At 66.4% G+C, this 16689-nt stretch carries 14 protein-coding genes; 13 read left to right on the top strand and 1 reads right to left on the bottom strand.

Annotation, left to right across the window (positions count from 1 at the left end; genetic code table 11):
• Positions 1 to 15 precede the first annotated feature (15 nt).
• The 3 genes from coxB to DWA33_RS20785 are packed head-to-tail and all read left to right on the top strand — an operon-like array spanning position 16 to position 3580.
• Positions 16 to 711 (top strand): cytochrome c oxidase subunit II, encoded by a 696-nt coding sequence (gene coxB, locus DWA33_RS20795; protein WP_114360419.1) that lies wholly within the window; start codon positions 16 to 18, stop codon positions 709 to 711.
• Complete coding sequence (gene ctaD / locus DWA33_RS20790; RefSeq protein ID WP_114360418.1) at positions 708 to 3242, top strand: cytochrome c oxidase subunit I; 2535 nt, start codon at positions 708 to 710, stop codon at positions 3240 to 3242. Before coxB ends, ctaD begins: the two co-directional genes overlap by 4 nt.
• Positions 3239 to 3580 (top strand): hypothetical protein, encoded by a 342-nt coding sequence (locus DWA33_RS20785; protein ID WP_114360417.1) that lies wholly within the window; start codon positions 3239 to 3241, stop codon positions 3578 to 3580. The genes ctaD and DWA33_RS20785 overlap by 4 nt, the downstream gene beginning before the upstream one ends.
• A gap of 23 nt (positions 3581 to 3603) precedes the next feature.
• On the opposite strand, the gene DWA33_RS20780 is transcribed toward DWA33_RS20785, so the two are convergent.
• Complete coding sequence (locus DWA33_RS20780; RefSeq protein ID WP_114360416.1) at positions 3604 to 4755, bottom strand: HD-GYP domain-containing protein; 1152 nt, start codon at positions 4753 to 4755, stop codon at positions 3604 to 3606.
• A gap of 299 nt (positions 4756 to 5054) precedes the next feature.
• Here DWA33_RS20780 and DWA33_RS20775 point away from each other — a divergent pair, with 299 nt between their 5' ends.
• From DWA33_RS20775 to DWA33_RS20730, 10 genes are all read left to right on the top strand, one after another.
• Positions 5055 to 5378 (top strand): STAS domain-containing protein, encoded by a 324-nt coding sequence (locus DWA33_RS20775; RefSeq protein WP_114360415.1) that lies wholly within the window; start codon positions 5055 to 5057, stop codon positions 5376 to 5378.
• On the top strand, positions 5378 to 5743 hold the full coding sequence (locus tag DWA33_RS20770) for a response regulator (RefSeq protein WP_110786846.1): 366 nt from the start codon (positions 5378 to 5380) through the stop codon (positions 5741 to 5743). Before DWA33_RS20775 ends, DWA33_RS20770 begins: the two co-directional genes overlap by 1 nt.
• Positions 5740 to 7791: a chemotaxis protein CheA gene (locus DWA33_RS20765; protein ID WP_114360414.1), complete on the top strand. Its 2052-nt coding sequence runs from the start codon at positions 5740 to 5742 to the stop codon at positions 7789 to 7791. Before DWA33_RS20770 ends, DWA33_RS20765 begins: the two co-directional genes overlap by 4 nt.
• Positions 7791 to 8261: a chemotaxis protein CheW gene (locus DWA33_RS20760; protein WP_114360413.1), complete on the top strand. Its 471-nt coding sequence runs from the start codon at positions 7791 to 7793 to the stop codon at positions 8259 to 8261. The genes DWA33_RS20765 and DWA33_RS20760 overlap by 1 nt, the downstream gene beginning before the upstream one ends.
• Before the next feature lie 59 nt (positions 8262 to 8320).
• The gene (locus DWA33_RS20755; RefSeq protein WP_114360412.1) at positions 8321 to 8809 is read left to right on the top strand and encodes a chemotaxis protein CheW; all 489 of its coding nucleotides are present in this window, start codon (positions 8321 to 8323) and stop codon (positions 8807 to 8809) included.
• Positions 8810 to 8876: 67 nt separating this feature from the next.
• A complete protein-coding gene (locus DWA33_RS20750) occupies positions 8877 to 10685 on the top strand; it encodes a methyl-accepting chemotaxis protein (protein ID WP_114360411.1) in 1809 nt (602 codons plus the stop codon).
• 161 nt (positions 10686 to 10846) lie between these two features.
• The gene (locus tag DWA33_RS20745; protein WP_114360410.1) at positions 10847 to 11689 is read left to right on the top strand and encodes a CheR family methyltransferase; all 843 of its coding nucleotides are present in this window, start codon (positions 10847 to 10849) and stop codon (positions 11687 to 11689) included.
• Positions 11690 to 11709: 20 nt separating this feature from the next.
• Positions 11710 to 12801, top strand: a complete 1092-nt coding sequence (locus DWA33_RS20740; protein WP_114360447.1) for a protein-glutamate methylesterase/protein-glutamine glutaminase — start codon at positions 11710 to 11712, stop codon at positions 12799 to 12801.
• Between the two features lie 7 nt (positions 12802 to 12808).
• On the top strand, positions 12809 to 14518 hold the full coding sequence (locus DWA33_RS20735; RefSeq protein ID WP_114360409.1) for a methyl-accepting chemotaxis domain-containing protein: 1710 nt from the start codon (positions 12809 to 12811) through the stop codon (positions 14516 to 14518).
• Between the two features lie 173 nt (positions 14519 to 14691).
• Positions 14692 to 16689 (top strand): FAD-dependent oxidoreductase, encoded by a 1998-nt coding sequence (locus DWA33_RS20730; protein WP_114360446.1) that lies wholly within the window; start codon positions 14692 to 14694, stop codon positions 16687 to 16689.

Below are 16689 nucleotides of genomic sequence, written 5' to 3'. Positions count from 1 at the left end.
CCTCCCGGCTCGGTAATGCGGCGAGGGCGCGCCGGTTGCATCGTCGCGGCCGCCACGTTGCCGCTGGCCGCCTGCAGCGGGCCATTGTCCACGCTCGAACCCGCCGGTCCCGCCGCCGCGGCGATCGCGCAGCTGTGGTGGGCGATGCTGGCCGGCGCGGTGGTGCTGTTCGGCCTGGTGATGGTGCTGCTGCTGTGGGTCTTTGTTCGACGCAGCGCTGCGCCGGCAAGGCCGGGGCTGTGGCTCGCCGGCGGCGGATTGGTGCTCCCGGCGCTGGTGCTGACGCCGCTGCTCGGGTTCGGACTGCTGACCGGCGAACGACTGCTGGCGCATCCGCGCGCCGCCGAGGTGGTCCGGATCGAGGTCGAAGCCCGGCAGTGGCAATGGACCTTCCGCTATCCGGCCGCGGACGGCGGGACCCGGATTTCGGTCAACGAGCTGCACCTGCCGGTCGGGCGGCCGGTCGACCTCCACGTCACCAGCCCGGACGTAATCCACGGCTTCTGGATCCCGCGGCTCGGCGGCAAGATCGACGCCATTCCTGGCCATATCAACGTCGTCCGGCTCAGCGCCGATCGGCCCGGCGTGTATCGCGGCGTCTGCGCCGAGTTCTGCGGCGGCGGCCACACCGCGATGGATTTTCGCGTCGAGGCGCATGCCGATGACAGCTACGAGGACCGGCTGCGCGAGCTGCCGCGGGACCGGCCATGACGGACGGAAACGGTCATCCGCCCCAGACTACGACCGGCGCGATCCGGCTGCACAAGCAACTCGAAGCGGTGTGGGGCACGCCGCCCGGCTGGGCGCAACTGTCGGCGGTGAACCACAACGTCGTCGGCCGCCGCTTCATCCTGACCGCGTTCGTGTTCTTCGGCATCGGCGGCGTGCTGGCGATGCTGATCCGGGCGCAGCTGGCGACGCCGCGCAGCGCGTTTCTCGGCCCCGAAATCTACAATCAGATCTTCACCATGCACGGCACGGTGATGATGTTTCTGTTCGCGATCCCGATGTTCGAGGGTTTTGCGATCTACCTGCTGCCGAAACTGCTCGGCGCCCGCGACATGGCGTTCCCGCGGCTCGGTGCCTACGGCTACTGGTGCTACCTGTTCGGCGGCTCGATCCTGCTGATCGCGCTGGCGGTCGGGCTCGCCCCGGACGGCGGCTGGTTCATGTACACGCCGCTGACCTCGAAGACCTACAGCCCCGGCATCAACGCCGACATCTGGCTGATCGGCGTCACCTTCGTCGAGGTCTCGGCGATCTCGGCGGCGATCGAGATCATCGCCACGGTGCTGAAGCTGCGGGCGCCCGGCATGTCGATCGACAAGATGCCGCTGCTCGCCTGGTATCTGCTGGTCACCGCCTTCATGATGCTGTTCGGCTTCCCGCCGCTGATCCTCGGCTCGGTGCTGCTGGAGCTGGAGCGAGCGTTCTCGCTGCCGTTCTTCGATCCGACCCGCGGCGGCGACTCGCTGCTGTGGCAGCACCTGTTTTGGCTGTTCGGCCATCCCGAGGTCTACATCATCTTCCTGCCGGCCGCCGGCATGGTGTCGACCATCCTGCCGACATTCGCCCGGCGCGAGATCATCGGCTACGGCTGGATCGTGGTCAGCGTGGTGGCGCTGGCGTTCCTCAGCTTCGGGCTGTGGGTCCACCACATGTTCACGGTCGGGATTCCGCATCTCGCTCTGGCGTTCTTCTCGTCGGCCAGTACGGCGGTGGCGGTGCCGACCGCGGTGCAGATCTTCGCCTGGATCGGCACCCTTGCGGCGGGGCGGCCGCAGCTCAAACTGCCGATGCTGTACCTGCTCGGCTTCTTCTCGGTCTTCGTGATCGGCGGGCTCACCGGCGTGATGCTGGCGATCGTGCCGTTCAACTGGCAGGTGCACGACACCCATTTCGTCGTCGCCCATCTGCACTACGTTCTGGTCGGCGGCTTCGTGTTTCCGATGCTGGCGGCGGCGTATTACTGGCTGCCGCATTTCACCGGCCGGGTGCCGCGCCACAGCCTCGGCCAGCCGGCGTTCTGGCTGATCCTGATCGGGTTCAACCTGACCTTCCTGGTAATGCACTGGACCGGGCTGCTCGGCATGCCGCGCCGGATCACCGGATACGGCCCCGAGACCGGCTGGGAATGGCCCAACCTGCTGTCGTCGATCGGCGGCTTCACCATGGCGATCGGCTTCGCGCTGTTCACCGTCGACGTGCTGATGCACTGGCGGCACGGCAAGCGCTGCGACCGCAATCCGTGGCGCGCGTCCACCCTGGAATGGGCCACCGCGACGCCGTCGCCGAGCTACAATTTCGCCTCGCTGCCGCAGATCGGCTCGCGCGCACCGCTCGCCGATGATCCCGCTCTCGGTAACCGGCTGGCCGCCGGAGCGGGCTATCTCGGCTTCGTTCGACACCGATGGCTGGAAACGCTCGGCGTCGAGGTGACGACCGGCCGGGTCGAGCAGATCGTCCGGCTGCCGAACCGCACCTTCATTCCGCTGGTGACGGCGGTGATCACCGGCCTGTTCTTCGTCGCGGTGCTGTTCAAGCTCTACGTCCTGGCGCTGATCGCGTTGGCCGCGGTGGTGGCGGCGGTGATGATGTGGACCCCCGACTCCGGCGAACGCCAGGACCATGGGGCGCTGCCGATCGGCAACGGCGACTCCGCGGTGTTGCACAGCGAAGCCGCATCGCCGCCGTCGCTGTGGGCGATCTGGCTGGCGCTGGCCGCGGACGCCACCGCTTTTGCGTCGCTCGGCTTCGGATTGTTGTTCCTGTGGGTGGTGGCGCCGAACTGGCCGCCCCCCGAGCTGCTGCAATGGTCGCCGTGGGGCGCGGCGCTGACCGGGGCGGGGCTGGTGACGGCGCTGATGGCCGGTCAGGTCGCGGCGAGGCGGCGCGTGATCGCGCACGCCGCATGGCGGGAAGCGCTGCTCGCGATCTCCGGCCTCGGCCACCTCGTCGCGCTGCTCGGCATCGCTGCGATCGTCGTCATCACGCCCGATCCGACGCGGCATGCCTACGCCGCAGTGATTCTGGTGATGCTGCTGTATGCAGGCCTGCACGCCGCGATCGGATTGGTGTTCGCCGGCTTCGGGATCTGGCGCAGCCGCGCCGGCTTCGTCTCGCCGGCTCGCAGCATCGATCTGCGTCTCGGCGCGATCTGGACGGGCTATACGGCCGCGCTCGGTGCGGCGGTGCTGCTGCTGGTGTTCGGGCTGCCGCTGGTGATGGGAGCGGCGCGATGACGCCGCGGCTCCCGCTGCTCCTGATCGCCGCCGGCTTCGTGATCTGGGCGTCGGCGTTCACCCTGCTGTATGCGGGGCTGTCGCTCGGCTGCGTGGCCGGCTGGCAAAGCGAGCTGATCGCCGGCGTGACGCTGCTGCGGGCGGTTCTGCTGGCGATCTGGTTCGCCCATCTCGCGGCGCTGGGTACGCTGCTGATCTATTGCGTGAGACTGGGAAGGCGGTCCGCCGATCGGACGTTCGGATTCCTGCGACGCGCGGCAATCGGGTCGACCATGGCGGCGATTGCCGCAACGGTTTGGACGGGAGCGGTCATTCCTGCGGCCACGCCGTGCTTGTGAGCGGTGGGCCGAAGCTCAAAACATCAGGCCAGCGAAGTCGCCGCGGGACCGCCGGCGCCGGTTGCCGGCAACGAGATCGTGGGCTCCCGGGTCTCGGGCGTGAACGACGGCTGCAGCGGCGCGTCGTCTTGCGGATGGAGTCTCGACCGTTCGGTGGCGATCGCCACGACGTCGTCCCAGCGCGTCAGAAACACATCGACGCAGGCCGGGTCGAAATGGAGACCGCGACCGTTTTCGAGATGCTGCCGCGCTACCGGCAAAGGCATTGCCTCTTTATATGGGCGGGCGGTGGAGAGCGCATCGAACACGTCCGCGACCGCGACGATCCGAGCCGCGATCGGAATCTCGTCGCCTTTGAGTTTGTTCGGATAGCCGGTGCCGTCCCAGCGCTCGTGATGGGCCACGGCGATGTCGGCGGCGAGCCGAATCAGCTCGCAGCGGCTGCCGGCGAGGATCGAAGCGCCGATCGTGGTGTGGGTCTGCATCACGGCGATTTCGTCCGGCGTCAGCTTGCCCGGCTTGAGCAGGATGTGGTCGGGCGTGGCGACCTTGCCGACGTCGTGCAACGGGGCGGCCAGATAGATGTCACGGCACAGCCGGTCCGGGAGTCCCAACCCCTCTGCAATCATGCGGCTGTACTTGGCGACCCTTAGCGTGTGATCGCCGGTGTCGTTGTCGCGATACTCGACCGACAGCGCCAGCCGAAGGATGATCTCCTCTTCGCGCTCCTGAAGCGTATGGGTGGCGCGCGCCACCTCGCTCGCCAGCAGCGCGGCGCGGTCGTTCAGCTTCCGGACCGCGGAGCCGAGCCGAATCATGTTGCGCAGCCGCACCTGCGTTTCCAGACTCTTCGGCTGCTTCGGCAGGAAGTCGGTGGCGCCGGCGTCCAGTGCCTGCAGCCGCACCTCGTCGCTCTCCACCGAGGTGATCATCACGATCGGGATGTCCGAGAATTTAGGCAGCGATCGCAGCCGCCGGATCAGGCTGATGCCGTCCATATGCGGCATCTCGTAATCGGCGAAGACGATGTCGATATCGAGATTACGGGCCGATGACAAAGCCAGGAGCGGCTCGGTGAACGGGATGACATGTACTTGCCCGTCCGCTTCGATCGTTCGCTTCAGGTAGTCCAGGGCCGACCGGCTGTCATCCACAACTAATGCTTGAATTAACATAAAGTGCGACCTTTGCTAAGTATAGCGGCGTATCTATACTAACGAGCGTCGGTTAAGTGCGAGCTAAGTTCGGTCCGCCAAAGGTATCTTTTGATCTTCCCGTGCGATCGTCTCCGTCCGCGAGACCTGGTAGTTTGCCGGGGTGAGACGCTCAGACAAGTAATCGCTCTAGAAATTTCAGTCGGCGAACGAACTTTACAGACGCGTAGCAGAGTATTTTAATAATTAGCCGTTAGGCTCCCTCATGCCGGCGAAGTATTCGCTCCGCGACCGACGATCGCTCGCGATTGGGGACTGCAATGACGTTTGATCCCTCCGAAGCGGGAGCCGCGCTTCGGCTTCCTTCCGACTGTAGCATCTCTTCCATTCGAACCATTCACGAGACCATCCAGGAAGCTCTCGGCCGCCAAGGTCCACTGGAGATCGACTGTTCGAATGTGAACAGGGCCGACCTCACCGCGATCCAGCTCCTGCTGTCGACCGCGAAGACCGGAGAGGCCCAGGGCCGCCCGGTGGTGCTGACAGAGCTCTCCGAAGTCCTTCGCAACACCATGCAGCGCGCCGGCTTCGCCGACGACGAGATGATCGACCAGAATTTTCCGCAGAAGAAAGGTGGCTCGTAATGGCCACGATCCTGACCGTCGATGATTCTCCGAGCATCCGCCAGATGATCAAGGTGACGCTCGAGCCGGCCGGCCACAGTGTCCTCGAGGCCGGCGACGGCGCCCAGGGGCTGTCGAAAGCGCAGGCCACCAAGGTCGACCTCGTCATCACCGATCTCAACATGCCGGTGATGAACGGGCTCGAGCTGATCAAGGCGCTTCGCAAGCAGCCCAACCTGGTCGGCCTTCCGATCGTGTTCCTGACCACCGAGTCCAACGACGCGGTCAAGCAGGAGGCCAAGAGCTGCGGCGCCACCGGCTGGATCACCAAGCCGTTCAAGCCGGAGCAACTGCTCTCCGTGGTGAGCAAGCTGGTGCGGTCATGACCACGATCGATCCGGCAGCCGTCTTCCGCCAGGAGGCGGCCGAACTGTTCGAGGTGCTGGAAGCGGCGCTGCTCGATCTCGGCCAGAACCCCGACGACCGCGAGCTGGTCGACTCTGCGTTTCGCGCCCTGCACACCATCAAGGGGTCGGGCGCGATGTTCGGGTTCGACAAGGTCGCCAGCTTCACCCACGAATTCGAGACCGCGTTCGAGCGCGTCCGCAAGGGCGAGATCAAGCCGACCCAGGACCTGGTTTCGGTGGCGCTCGCCGCCAAGGATTTCATCCGCGCGCTGATCGAAACGCCGGACGACACCGATGCGATCATCGGCGAGGCGATCCTGGCCGATCTCAGCCGGTTCGTGTCGCCGACCGAAGCCGTCGAAGCACCGGTATCGTCGCCCGTGTCGGCGCTTGCGCCGGTGTCGGAGCGTCGCCAGGTCGGCTGGCATCTTCGCTTCGAATTCGACTCCCAGATCCTGCGCAACGGGTCCAACCCGCTCGACCTGCTCGACGACCTCAGCAAGCTCGGCTCCTGCTTCGCGATGCCGCTGACCGACGGCATCCCGTTTCTCGACGAACTGGTGCCCGAGGATTGCTATCTGAAGTGGGACGTCTCGCTGCATTCGGATTGCGACAAGGCCGCGATCGACGACGTCTTCATGTTCGTCCAGGACGAGATGACGCTCGCCCTGGAGCCGCTGTTCGAAGGTGAAAGCGCCCGCCCGGTGCCGGTGCTCGAATTGCCGGACATTTCCATTGTGCCGCCGGAGCCGCCGCAGAGTGCGGACGAGGCGAGGTCCGCGCCGCAGGCCGCCGCCGCCCCGCTGCCGACCGAGCGCCGCAGCGGCGAGCCGCGACGCGCCGAAGACCGCGGCATCGCCACGGTCCGGGTTCAGGCCGAACGGCTCGACGAGCTGATGGATCGGGTCGGCGAACTGGTGATCGCGCAGGCGCGCCTGACCCAGCTCGCGGCTTCCGGCAACGACATCTCGATCAAGCTGATCGCCGAAGAAATCGAACGGCTCGCCTCGAGCCTTCGCGACACCACGATGGGCGCCCGGATGGTGCCGATCGGCTCGCTGTTCGGCCGCTTCCGCCGTCTGGTGCACGACCTGTCACGCGACCTCGGCAAGCCGGTGGAGTTCATCACCATCGGCGAGGACACCGAACTCGACAAGACGATGATCGAGTGCCTGGCCGACCCGCTGGTCCACCTGATCCGCAACGCGATCGATCACGGCATCGAATCGCCGTCAGCGCGGGTCGCCGCCGGCAAGCCGGAGCAGGGCCGCATCGAACTGGCTGCGCAGCATTGCGGCGCGCAGGTGCTGGTCACCGTGAAGGACAATGGTGGCGGGCTGAACACCGCGCGCATCCGCGCCAAGGCCGAAGAGCAGGGACTGATCGCGCCGGGGGCGTCGGCCTCCGACCAGGAGATCCATCAGTTTCTGTTCCACCCCGGCTTTTCGACGGCGCAGACCGTTTCGGCGCTGTCGGGGCGCGGCGTCGGCATGGACGTGGTCAAGCGCACCATCGAGAACATGCGCGGGTCGATCGACCTGTCGACGGTCCCGGGTGACGGCACCACCGTCACGCTGCGCCTGCCGCTGACGCTGGCGATCATCGAAGGCCTGCTGATCCGGGTCGGCAGCGGCCGCTACATCATTCCGCTGTCCGCGGTCGAAGAGTGCGTCGAACTCACCGCCGAGGACGAGCGCTCGCGCAGCCGCAACTTCCTCAATGTCCGCGGCAACCTCGTGCCGTTCCTGCGCCTTCGCGAAATCCTCGAAGCCGACGGCGAGCCGGACCAGCACCAGAAGACGATCATCATTTCGACCGGCGAGACCCGCGTCGGTCTGGTGGCCGATCAGATCATCGGCAATCACCAGACCGTCATCAAGTCGCTGTCGAAGCTGCATTCCGACGTCACGATCTTCTCCGGCGCCACCATCCTGGGTGACGGAACGGCGGCGCTGATCCTCGACGTCGTGCAGCTCGTCGGCCTCGCCCAAGCCCGATCCGAAAAACAGATGAGCGAGGCGGCCTGATGAGCAACGATCGGGTTCAAGGTGCAATCGACGGCGATGCCGACGCGATGCAGGTGGTGATGATCGGGCTCGGCGAGGAGAAATTCGCGCTCGACGCCGGCCTGGTTCGCGAGATCATCGATCCGATTCCGGCCACCAAGGTCGCCGGCGCCAAGGCGTTCGTGCCGAGCGTGATCAACGTCCGCGGCAACGTCATTCCCTACGCCGATCTGCGGATCCGCTTCGGCATGCCGGTGCAGGCCCACACCGCCGACAGCCGCATCGTGGTGCTCGAAGTCCGCCTCGACAACGAGCCGGTGCTGGTCGGAGTCAATGCCGACCGCGTCTACGAAGTCACCGAGATCTCGCGCACCGACGTGCAACAGACCCCGCGCGTCGGCATGCATTGGAAGCCGGAATACATCCGCTTCATCACCAAATGGCGCGACGAATTCGTCGTCGTACCGAACATGGAACGGATCCTGAATTGAGCGTCCTCGGTCCGGCATCCCACCGTGCCTGCCGCCACCTGCGCTGAAGTGAGGAAGACATGGCCGAAATCGCTCAGTATCTGACGCTCGGACTCGCCGGGGAGACGTTCGGAATGGCGATCCGCAACGTTCGTGAAATCCTCGATATGCGGCCGATCTCGCGGCTGCCGCACGCGCCGGAATTCATGCTCGGCATCATCGACGTGCGTGGGACCGGCTATCCGATCCTCGATCTTCGGCTGAAACTCGATTTGCCGCCGGTGCCGCCGACCGAGGCGACCCGCATCATCATTCTCGATGTGCCGGTCGCGGACCGCATCGTCGGTGTCGGCTTCGTCGCCGACTGTGTCTACGAAGTCACCGACATCGAGGAGAGCTCGCTCGAGCAGGTCCCCGACGTCGGCGGCAAATGGAAGTCGGACTACATCGCCGGCATCGGTCGCAAGGGCGATCGCTTCGTCATCATCTTCGATCTGGCGCGCCTGATGGCCGGCGCCGATATGGCGCCCAGCGCTGCCGCGAACCCATCGAACGACCTGGCGGCTTGAGCCGCCCGGTCCGGATCAGTTGTTGCGTGAGTTTGGCCCAAACCTTCGACCTCTAAGGAATCTCGACATGAGACTGACTGTCAAAGCAAAGCTGGCCGGCGCCTTCGGTGTCGTGATCCTGTTGTCCGCCATCGCCGGGGCGGTGGGTTACCTCAAGCTGAGTGAAATGGCCGCCACGACGACTGCTCTGACGGCGGCAGCCGACCGAGCAGACAAAGCCAATCACCTGAAGGAAATGTTGCTGCTGCAGGTTCGTGCGGAGAAGAATGCCATTCTGGCCAGCTCCGAGAGCGAGGTGGATCGTTATGCTGCCGAGATCGGCAGCATTCGCGCGAAGCTGGTGAAGGCGAGAGACGAGATCCACTCCGCGGCGACCGAGAACGGAAAGCGGATTCTGGACAAGTTCTCGGCGGTGTACCTGCGCGTCAGCGCCAGCGAGGATCAGGCGCTCCGGTTGGCGAAGTCCGACAAGGCAAAGGCGGCGGAGCTGTCGAGCACCGAAGTCCGGAAGGAGGTCGTCGAGGCGATGTCCGATCTGGACGAATACATCACCTACGTCAGGAAGACCATGTCCGACCGGTCGGAGCAAGCCAAGGAGGATGGTGCGCGCGCTCAGATCATGCTCATTGGTCTCGTCATCGCTTCGCTGGTGATCGCGCTGATCGCCGCGATCTGGATCGCGCTCAATATCAGCCGCGGCCTGTCGCGGGCTGTGGGGCTTGCCGACGCGGTGGCGATCGGCGATCTCAGCCAGAAGATCGACGTCTCCAGCGACGACGAAATCGGCGATCTGGTGAAGTCGCTGAATGCGATGACCGCCAACCTCAACGCCACGGCCGATGTCGCCAACGAGATCGCCAAGGGCAATCTCACCGCGGACGCCAAGCGGCTGTCGGACAAGGACACGCTCGGCATCGCGCTCGAGCAGATGGTCGAGAAGCTGCGGCAGATCGTGTCCGAAGCGCTCACCGCGGCGCAGAATGTCTCCGCCGGCAGCCAGGAACTGTCGGCCAGCGCCGAGCAGCTGTCGCAGGGCGCCACCGAGCAGGCCTCGTCGGCCGAGGAGGCCTCGTCGTCGATGGAAGAGATGGCGGCGAACATCAAGCAGAACGCCGAGAACGCCAGCCAGACCGAGAAGATCGCGGCGCAATCCGCCAAGGACGCCGAAGCCAGCGGCGCCGCCGTGGGCCGCGCCGTCCAGGCGATGCAGACGATCGCCGAGAAGATCACCATCGTGCAGGAGATCGCACGCCAGACCGACCTTCTGGCGCTCAACGCCGCGGTCGAAGCGGCCCGCGCCGGCGAGCACGGCAAGGGCTTTGCGGTGGTCGCCTCGGAAGTCCGCAAGCTCGCCGAGCGCAGCCAGGCGTCGGCGACCGAGATCGGCGAACTTTCCGGCGAAACCGTCAGGGTGGCGCAGGAAGCCGGCGATATGCTCGCCAAGCTGGTGCCGGACATCAAGAAGACCTCCGAGCTGGTGCAGGAGATCTCCTCGGCCTGTCGCGAACAGGACGTCGGGTCGTCGCAGATCAACCAGGCGATCCAGCAGCTCGACAAGGTCGGCCAGCAGAACGCCAGCGCCTCCGAGCAGGTCTCGTCGACCTCGGAAGAACTCGCCTCGCAGGCCGAGCAGCTGCAGTCGACCATCGCGTTCTTCCGCATCGACCAGGATACCTCCAAGTCGCACGGCGCATCGCTCGACAAGGCGGTCGGCCAGCTCCGCGCCAAGGCCGCCCACATGGCCGCCGTCGATCGCGGCCCGAAGAAGCCGGTGGCCGCCAAGCCGCAGCGCCAGGTCAAGGCGGCGGGCGGCGGCGGCTTCGCCTTCGCGCTCGGCGACGGCGAGGACGACCGCGACGCCGACTTCCAACGCTGAGCAAGCCGCGGGACCAGATCCCGCGAGCCCGGATGCAGCAACGGTGAACGCCCCGCCCGGGCGTTCACCTTTCGAAAACGCCGGCCGGCCGTCGCGCGATCGACGGCGCCGGCGTCGCCTGCGAGACGATCGGTCGGTGGACCGTAACGAAGAGTATCCTCATGGTCCAAGCCAAGCGCCAGCTGTCGGACAGGCAGTTTCGTTCGCTCGCCGAACTGATCGAAGACCAGGTCGGCATCAAGATGCCGAACGCCAAGCGCTTGATGCTGGAGGGGCGGCTGCACAAGCGGGTGCGGGCGCTGAACTATTCGGGCGTCGGCGAATACGTCGACAATCTGTTCGACAAACAGATACTCGAAGACGAATTGACGCATCTGATCGACGTCGTCACCACCAACAAGACCGACTTCTTTCGCGAGCCGCAGCATTTCGAATTCCTGAAGACGGTGGCGGTGCCGGAGCTGCTGAAGCTGCCCAGCCGCAAGTCCAACGATTTGAAGATCTGGAGCGCCGCCTGCTCGACCGGCATGGAGGCCTACACCACCGCGATGGTGCTGGACGACATGGTGCGATCCGGGTCGCGGTTTCAGTTCCGGATTCTCGGCACCGATATTTCGACCGCCGTGCTGCGTCTCGCCAAGGCGGCGATCTACAATCGCGAGGTGGTCGCGCCGGTGCCGGCGCCGTTCGTCGGCCGCTATTTTCTGACCTCGCGCGACCGCTCCCGGGATCAGGTGCGGGTGGTGCCGGAGCTGCGCCGGTTGACCCATTTCACCCGGATGAACCTGATGGACGCGTCCTATCCGGTGGACCGCGACGTCGACGTCATCTTCTGCCGCAACGTGCTGATCTATTTCGACCGCGACACCCAGCGCAAAGTGGTCGAGCAGTTGTGCTCGCATCTGCGGCCGGGCGGCTATCTGCTGGTCGGCCACTCCGAGTCGATGATTCACAGCGCTCTGCCGAAGTTAAGGCAGGTTCAACCAACCGTCTTTAAGCTGTAGGGATGATCGGAGCGCATCAGATGGCGAAGCAGAAGGTCCGGGTCCTGATCGTGGACGACTCCGCCTCGGTGCGACAGGTCCTCGGCACCATCCTCGGCGAAGACCCCGAGATCGAAGTGATCGCCACCGCGTCCGACCCGTTCGTGGCGGCGAAGCGGCTGCAGAACGAACTGCCCGACGTCATCCTGCTCGACATCGAGATGCCGCGGATGGACGGCATGACGTTCCTGCGCAAGATCATGGCGCAGCATCCGATTCCGGTGGTGATCTGCTCGTCGCTGACGGCCGAGGGCTCCGACCTGATGTTCGAGGCGTTCGAGGCCGGCGCGGTCGACATCGTGCCCAAGCCCCGGGTTGATACCCGGCAGGCGCTGCTGGAGAGCTCCGGCCGGCTGCGCGAAGCGATCAAGTCCGCGGCGCGCGCCCGGGTCCGACCGCGCGCGGCCCGCAAGGTGATCGAACAGAAGCTGACCGCCGACGCCATCATCCCGCCGCCGGTGGCCGGACGGTCGCGCCCGACCACCGAGCGGATCGTCTGCATCGGGGTGTCGACCGGCGGCACCGAGGCGCTGTACGACGTGCTCGAAGTGCTGCCGCCGACCTGCCCGGGCATCCTGATCGTGCAGCACATGCCGCAGGGCTTCACCGCCGCCTTCGCCAAGCGGCTCAACGCCGGCTGCCGGATCAACGTCAAGGAAGCCGAGGACGGCGATCCGGTGCTGCCGGGCTGGGCCTATATCGCGCCCGGCGCCCGGCACATGCTGCTGGTGCGCAGCGGCCTGCGCTATCAGATCGCCATCAAGGACGGCCCGCCGGTGTCGCGGCATCGCCCTTCGGCCGACGTGCTGTTCCGCTCCGCCGCGCAATATGCCGGCGCCAACGCGCTCGGCATCATCATGACCGGGATGGGCGACGACGGCGCCCGCGGCCTCCTGGAGATGCGCAAGCTCGGCGCCGCCACCTGCGCCCAGGACGAAGAGAGCTGCGTGGTGTTCGGCATGCCGAAGGAGGCGATCGCCTGCGGCGCGGTCGAGAAGGTGGTGTCGCTGAACCAGATCCCGCGCGAGATCATGGCCTGGCAGCAGGCCAAGCAGCCGGTCGCGGCGGATTGATCGCGTCGTGTCCGCGTTGAAACATCCGATTGCCGACGCCGTCGCGTCGATCGAACTGGTCGCGTCCCGGATCGAAACGACTTTCGCCCAGGTCGGGGGGCAGCTCGGCGAAGGCCACGGCATCTTCCAGGGGCTGAACGAGGCCCTCAGCGAACTCGCCCGCGAATTGTCCTCCGCGCAGATCGAGGGCGCATCCGGCGCGCTGCGCGACATCGCCGGCCGGCTGAACAGCCTCGCCGACACGCTGCCGGCCGAAAGCGCGCTGCTCGATCAGCTGCGCCGCAACGTCGGCGAGGCGGGGGCGCTGCTGAAGCAATTGCTCAAGCACGTCGAAATGATCACCACCATCGCGCGTAGCGCCCGGATCGAATCGGCCTCGCTCGAAGGCGATCGCGAGGGCTTCATCGCCTTCACCCGCGAGGCCTACGATCTCGGCAAGACCGTGCAGTCGTCGATCGAAGCCTGCGTCAAGGATCAGCAATTGCTGGCGGCGGCGGTGGAAACCACCTGGGGCCGCCAGAGTGAATTCGAGCGGCGCTACCGGCCACAACTCGGCGCCTCCGGCGGCGAATTGATGTCGGCGTTCGCCGATCTCGGCCGGCAGCGCAACGGCAGCGTCGGCGTCGCCGAGCTGGCCGGCAGCAGCGCCCGGACCATCAGCGAAGTGGTCGGACGCTCGATCGTGTCGCTGCAGGCCGGCGACAGTACGCGTCAGCGGCTGGAGCATGTCTGCGAAGGTCTGCGCCGCGCCGCCGATCCGGAGCCGACGCTGGTGCCGGACACGACTGAAGTGCAGCCGCTGCCCCGGCTGCTGGTCCATCTCGAAGCGGTGCAGCTGCACGACACCCAACAGGAATTCGACGCCGGGATCGTCGACATCGTCCGGTCGCTGTCGACGATTCTGACCGAAGTGGCGACGCTGGTCGAAAAGGGCCGGTCGCTGCACGGCGGCCGGGAGGGCGGCTCGGCATCGTTTCTGTCGCGGGTGCGGCAGGCCCTCGCCCAGGCCTCCGGTTTGATCGCGATGTGCGAAGACGGCGGCCGCTCGATCGACGAAGCCCTGGGTGTGGTCGAGAATACGCTGGAAACCTTCGGCGCCGCCATCGCCGACCTGACGGATTCCGTGGTCGACATCTCCCTGATCGGGATGAATGCCGGGCTCAAGGCCGGCCACCTCGGCGCCAAGGGGCGCGCCTTCGTGGTGATCGCCAACGAAATGAAGCTCACCGCCGACCAGATGACCGGGGCGGCGGCGCGGCTGAGGCCGCTGCTGTCGGAGATCGGCAAGGTCGGCGCCGATCTGCGCAACACCCGGGCGAGCAGCGATCCGGCCAAGCTGTCCGGCATGGAGGCGGCGATCCTGCAGACTCTGCAGGACGTCGAGGCCGGCAACGACCGGCTCGGCGGACTGATCGGCCGGCTCATCGACGAGGGCGGCAAGTTCGACGCCGTCATGAACAGTGCCCGCGAACAGATGACGTCGCTCGGATCCAGCGCCTCGACGCTGCCGGCGGTCGCCGAACGCCTCGAGGAAGCAGGCGGCGATCTCGGGCGGGCCACCTTCGGCCACGCGGAAGAATCCGTGCTCGACCAGCTCTACGCCCGCTACACGATGGAGCGTGAGCGCGACGTCCACCGCCAATTCCTGCTGCGGTTCGGGCTCGTCACCAGGCAGCAGGCGCCTGCTGCAAGCGATTGTGACTTCGAGCTGTTTTAAGGTCTCGGCCGGCGGCGACTGAAAGCCGGAGCGGACGCAAAGCGCCGATGAGGTGCGCCGACCGTCCGGCCTCGGCCGGCCGCCATTTCTGATCTGTGTCATCATCACTTCAGCGCAAATCGGCTTTGATCGGCCCGGTCGGTGCGCGCGCGCCCTGCTGGAACGGGGTCGAAATGACGCAGGTGGTGTACGGAGTCTGGGACGGGGTGGCCTACGACGCGCGAGCCGGCGGGTTCGATGCGCGGGCGACCGACTACGCGCTCGAGAACTTCGACGAGTTCGATGAGGGCAATGCGATCCGCGCCTTCATCGCCGATCGCGGCTTCTTCGTGTTCGATCCCACCGTGTCGCTGGTCGACGCGCTGTTTCATTACCTCAAGACCGCGGCCGAGCAGTCCTGCGGCGCCTGCACACCCTGCCGGGTCGGAACGGTGCTGGTGCGGGACGCGCTCGACCAGATGCGACGCGGTCTCGACGCCGTCCTGACACTCGACGACATCGTGGTGCTGGGTGAGCAGATCCGTCAGACCTCGCTGTGCGGGCTGGGCCAGACCTGTGCGGTCGCGCTGCTCGCGGTGCTGCGCGAGTTTCGCGGCCGGATCGAACAGGAGCTGGCGCCCGGCCGGCCGATTCCGGCCCAGCACGGCATGGCCTACGTCACCGCGCCGTGCATCGAGGCGTGCCCCTCCAAGATCAACGTGCCGCGCTACATCGACTACATCCGCGACGGCAAGCCCGAGAGCTCGCTCGGCGTCCTGCTGCAGAAATACCCGATGGCGGCGACCTGCGGCCGGGTCTGCGTGCGTTACTGCGAGCAGGCGTGCCGGCGCAAATTCGTCGACGAGGCGGTCGGCATCAAGACGCTGAAGCGCTACGTCGCCGACCAGCAGAGCGGTCCGCACGCGCTGAAATTCACCCGCGACATGATCCGCAAGCCGCTCGCCGACGGCATGCGGGTAGCGGTGGTCGGCGCCGGCCCGGCGGGAATCTCCTGCGCCTATCACCTGCTGCTGCGCGGCTATCACGTCGACGTCTTCGACAAAGCCAGCCAGGCCGGCGGCATGGCACAGATCGGGATTCCGAGCTACCGGCTGCCCAAGGACACGCTGGCGCTGGAGACCGATATCATCGTCGATCTCGGCGGCCGCTTCCTGTTTGAGCAGCGGCTCGGCCGCGACTTCTCGATCGACGATCTGTTCGCGCGCGGCTATCGCGCGGTGTTCCTCGGCCTCGGCTGCCAGCAGGGCGCCCGGCTCGGCGTTGCGGGCGAAGACCTCGCGCATGGCGGCTACTTCAGCGGCATCGACTTTCTGCTCAAGGTTCACGACCATGTCGACGGCATCGCACCGCTGGCGCTGCAGGGCGAGGTGGTGGTGGTCGGCGGCGGCAATGTCGCAATGGACTGCGTGCGTTCGGCGATCCGCCTCGGCGCCGCCAAGGTCCACGTCGTCTATCGCCGCACCCTCGCCGACATGCCGGCCGATCCGGCCGAGATCGAAGCCGCCCGCGCCGAAGGCGTCGAGTTCCACGTGCTCAGCGCACCGGCCGAGATCGTCACCGAGCACGGCAAGGTCACCGGCGTAGTGCTGACGAAGATGCAGGCGAGTGAGCCCGATGCCAGCGGGCGGCGCTCGGTAAAGCCGATCCCGGGCAGCGAGACGGCGATGCGTTGTGACGTGCTGATCGCTGCGATTGGCCAGCAAGTCGAGGACGGCCCGCTGATCGAGAGCGACGGCATCGCCTTCGACCGCTGGCGCTGCGTCGCGACCGATCGGGTGCTCGCCACCTCGCGGCCGGGCGTATTCGCCGGCGGCGATTGCGTCACCGGTCCGTCGACCCTGGTCTACGCCATGGCCGCCGGGCTGAAGGCGGCGCGCAACATCGACGACTGGATTCAGCGCGGCTCGGTGCGGTTCTTCAAGCGGTCGCGGATGCGCAAGCTGATCGCCGACAATCATATGATGGCCAACGAGATCGTCGCGGCGCCGGTGCGCAACGCCTATCGGGTGCACAATCCCGAAATCGATCCCGAACTGCGCAAGCACATGTTCGGCGAGGTCGAGCAGACCATCGACGCTCGCGCCGCCTACGCCGAAACCCAGCGCTGCATGCGTTGCTATCGCGTCTATTCCGTCGTCACCAAGCATCCGATCCCGGAAGGAGCGGCTTGA

The sequence above is a fragment of the Rhodopseudomonas pentothenatexigens genome, assembly GCF_900218015.1.
GTDB lineage: Bacteria > Pseudomonadota > Alphaproteobacteria > Rhizobiales > Xanthobacteraceae > Rhodopseudomonas > Rhodopseudomonas pentothenatexigens.
The sequence above is the reverse complement of the archived record's forward strand: the minus strand, read 5'-3'. Positions and strand labels throughout refer to the sequence as shown.